The 2,767-nt window shown below is 42.6% G+C and carries 4 protein-coding genes; 2 read left to right on the top strand and 2 right to left on the bottom strand.

The window, feature by feature from the left end; translation table 11 throughout:
* Window positions 1-802: metallophosphoesterase family protein (locus C7B77_RS27615; RefSeq protein WP_146138562.1), on the bottom strand; the 802-nt coding region annotated here is incomplete at its 3' end.
* A gap of 130 nt (window positions 803-932) precedes the next feature.
* The gene (locus tag C7B77_RS27610) at window positions 933-1,709 is read right to left on the bottom strand and encodes an SDR family oxidoreductase (protein WP_106312613.1); all 777 of its coding nucleotides are present in this window, start codon (window positions 1,707-1,709) and stop codon (window positions 933-935) included.
* Window positions 1,710-2,012: 303 nt separating this feature from the next.
* Between C7B77_RS27610 and C7B77_RS27605 the strand changes: the two genes are divergently transcribed.
* Together C7B77_RS27605 and C7B77_RS27600 are read left to right on the top strand one after the other, a co-directional pair.
* Complete coding sequence (locus C7B77_RS27605; protein ID WP_106312610.1) at window positions 2,013-2,312, top strand: type II toxin-antitoxin system HigB family toxin; 300 nt, start codon at window positions 2,013-2,015, stop codon at window positions 2,310-2,312.
* Window positions 2,313-2,318: 6 nt separating this feature from the next.
* Window positions 2,319-2,717, top strand: a complete 399-nt coding sequence (locus C7B77_RS27600; protein WP_106312607.1) for a helix-turn-helix domain-containing protein — start codon at window positions 2,319-2,321, stop codon at window positions 2,715-2,717.
* Window positions 2,718-2,767 lie beyond the last annotated feature (50 nt).

The raw sequence follows: 2,767 nt of genomic DNA, 5'->3' as shown, positions 1-2,767 counted from the left end.
ATTTACCATATCGATCGAACTCCAAGTGTTCTAGCCCCACAGATATAGAATTCGTCGCATCATTTTCGCGGTAAATAACTCGATGATGATGCCCGAATAAATGCACTCGCGGCTGAAGATACTCGATGAGTTGTTCCAGAAAAATCGAGCCAGTTGGTAAGTCAGGAGATTGAGGGCCAGCATGAGTCATGAGAATATCGAGCTGCTGGAGATTTGGTGAAATTCGCTCGATCGTATTCTTACTAAAAAAACGCGGTTCGGAGTTACTAATTTTTTGCGCCTTCCGATATTTTTCGCGCCCCGACTTCCCCCGTGCGGCTAATTCTTGTCTGGAAGCGATGCCTCCAAACGCACCAATTTTCACAGATCGATCGTCTTCACCCACGCAAACACTCCGTTCGTCTGGAATAAATAAGATTTTACCCCAAGGATCGATCGACGATGGTTTAGTAAAATTTCCTAAATATTCAAAATCTTCATGATTTCCTCTAACAAAATAAGTCATCGGAGCATGTGGATGCTCTAGATAAAATTTGCTTTCAGGCGTCGCCGCATAAAAGTCTTGAAAGCCTAGTTCGTCGGTATCTTTTTGGGCGTGTTTTTTAGTCGCTTCATCCAATTTCGACAAATCTGGAAAAGCTCCCATGTCGCCGACTTGCAACAATCCATCTAGCTTCATCCCCGATTCCTGCTGCCACAAAATTGCCAGCGTATACATCAGGGCAATTCGTCCGTGAATATCGCCAAATACAGCAAAATTAAGTTGTCGATCTTCCTGTGGAAGGGCTTTGCCAGAGAGCATGGAAATTAGATCGAGCGATAAGGATAGCTCGGAACAACTCTCTCAATCCTAACAGTTAGATCGATCTTCGTCTCTTCTATGACAAAAACCAATCTAATCTACTAGTTCTAGCCCAATATAAAGATGAATCTCAGTAACCACCTCCAGTAGAATTAAGAGTCTGTCCAGTTATCCACTGGGCATCATCGGTTGCCAGCCAACCAATCAATCGTGCGGCATCTTCTGGCTGTCCCCATCGCCCTTGGGGATTGGCCGCGCGAATAAACTCATATAATTTATCATCTGCCCAGCCTGTATCTGTCGCACCAGGATTGACCGTATTTACAGTAATTCCGCGTGGACTCAGATGGGCGGATAAACTCAGTGTCAATTGTTGCACCGCGCCTTTAGATGCCACATAAGCAAGTTCGCTCGGCATGGGGTTGAGATGTTGTCCTGATGTTAATAGTACGACTCGACCACCAGAACTTTGATGATGTTGAGCTGCAAATGCTTGTGTGAGTAATAGTGTACCGCGCACATTGACTTGTAGATGCGTATCGATTGCTGTGGCGGTTAATTCTTCCAAATTTTCTAAGGTGCTATAAGTATGATTTGCCACCAAAATATCGATGTGTCCAAATGCTTCAACAGCAGCATTCACGATCTGGTGAGGCACAGCCGGATCTAAAAAATTTCCTTCGGCATGGGCAATCCGAGTACCATATTCTTGCAACGTAGCGATTAATGCTGGAATTCCATCAGGATCGGCTCCCCAAGATCGATCTGCATCATAGGGTGAAAAAGAGTGAATGAAAACATCTGCACCCAATGTTGCCAGCCGTTGCGCGATCGCAAAGCCAATGCCTTTCCGCCGACTTACGCCTGTAACTAGGGCAACGCGACCTTTTAAGACTGCTTCAGGCATACGATCGACAACCCATAAATTACTTAAGTAGTTTAACAGAATTCAAGTAGTAGCCAGCAATTGACCCAACTCTAGCGTCTAGGTCTTGACAATTTGCTCTCATTTTGAGATTATAGATGAATTGAAGATCGCATCAACTTCTTACAAGCACCGATCTAATGGGTAAAGCGGGTTTACCAGCTTGTGAAATAGTTCTAATAGTTGGAACTATAGCTCGATCGACAAAAAATAACTCGCATGTACTTAATAAGCAGCAAGATATGAAATATTTCCCAACACATTCAACTAGGCCTCAGACAGATTATGCATTTAATTTCCATCCGCAACCTTCGTGCCGATGTATCTAAATATCCTAATGTTGGTAAAATAGTCGATCGATGGTATGCCACAGTTAAGAACGCAGATTGGCAAAACCTAGAAGAAGTGCGCGAAGATTATCCAGAGACAGAAGCGGTGGGTAATTTAACTGTATTTAATATTAAAGGTAATACCTATAGACTGATAGTTGGCATGGATTATCAATCGCAGACGGTTTATTACAAATATTTTCTCACCCATGCTGACTATGACAAAGATGATTGGAAAAATAATCCTTATTTTTAATAATGAATGACTATTATATTAGACAGAGATAACTATCCACAATTGCTAGCTGAATTGGTGCCGCAGGCGATCGATTCTGAGACAGAATACGATCGTGCGCTAGCGATCGCCGAGCGGCTGACATTTAAACAAGATAAAACAGCAGCAGAACTCAAACTTTTAAAGCTAATAGTTGTTTTAATTGAAGATTATGAAACCGAACATTATCCGATGGATAATGTGACTCCCCACGAACTTTTACAGCACTTGATGGCGTCTAACAATACTCGTCAAGCCGACCTTGTGGGATTAATTGGTTCGCGGGGAGTCGTATCGGAAGTAGTTAATGGAAAAAGAGCGATTAGTAAGGCACAAGCAAAGGCATTAGGTGAATTTTTTAATGTTTCTCCTGGCTTATTTATTTAATAGCTCTGTATGTTATTTAGATGCTTACAGATGCGACATCGCTGTCACAA

The organism is Chamaesiphon polymorphus CCALA 037, assembly GCF_003003845.1.
Taxonomy (GTDB): domain Bacteria; phylum Cyanobacteriota; class Cyanobacteriia; order Cyanobacteriales; family Chamaesiphonaceae; genus Chamaesiphon; species Chamaesiphon polymorphus.
This window is presented reverse-complemented; position numbering and strand designations above follow the sequence as displayed.

Bases quoted from the DNA above. Each gene is read 5' to 3' on its own strand.
- C7B77_RS27610 (WP_106312613.1), bottom strand. From the start codon at position 1,709: ATGCCTGAAGCAGTCTTAAAAGGTCGCGTTGCCCTAGTTACAGGCGTA.
- C7B77_RS27605 (WP_106312610.1), top strand. From the start codon at position 2,013: ATGCATTTAATTTCCATCCGCAACCTTCGTGCCGATGTATCTAAATAT.
- C7B77_RS27600 (WP_106312607.1), top strand. From the start codon at position 2,319: ATGACTATTATATTAGACAGAGATAACTATCCACAATTGCTAGCTGAA.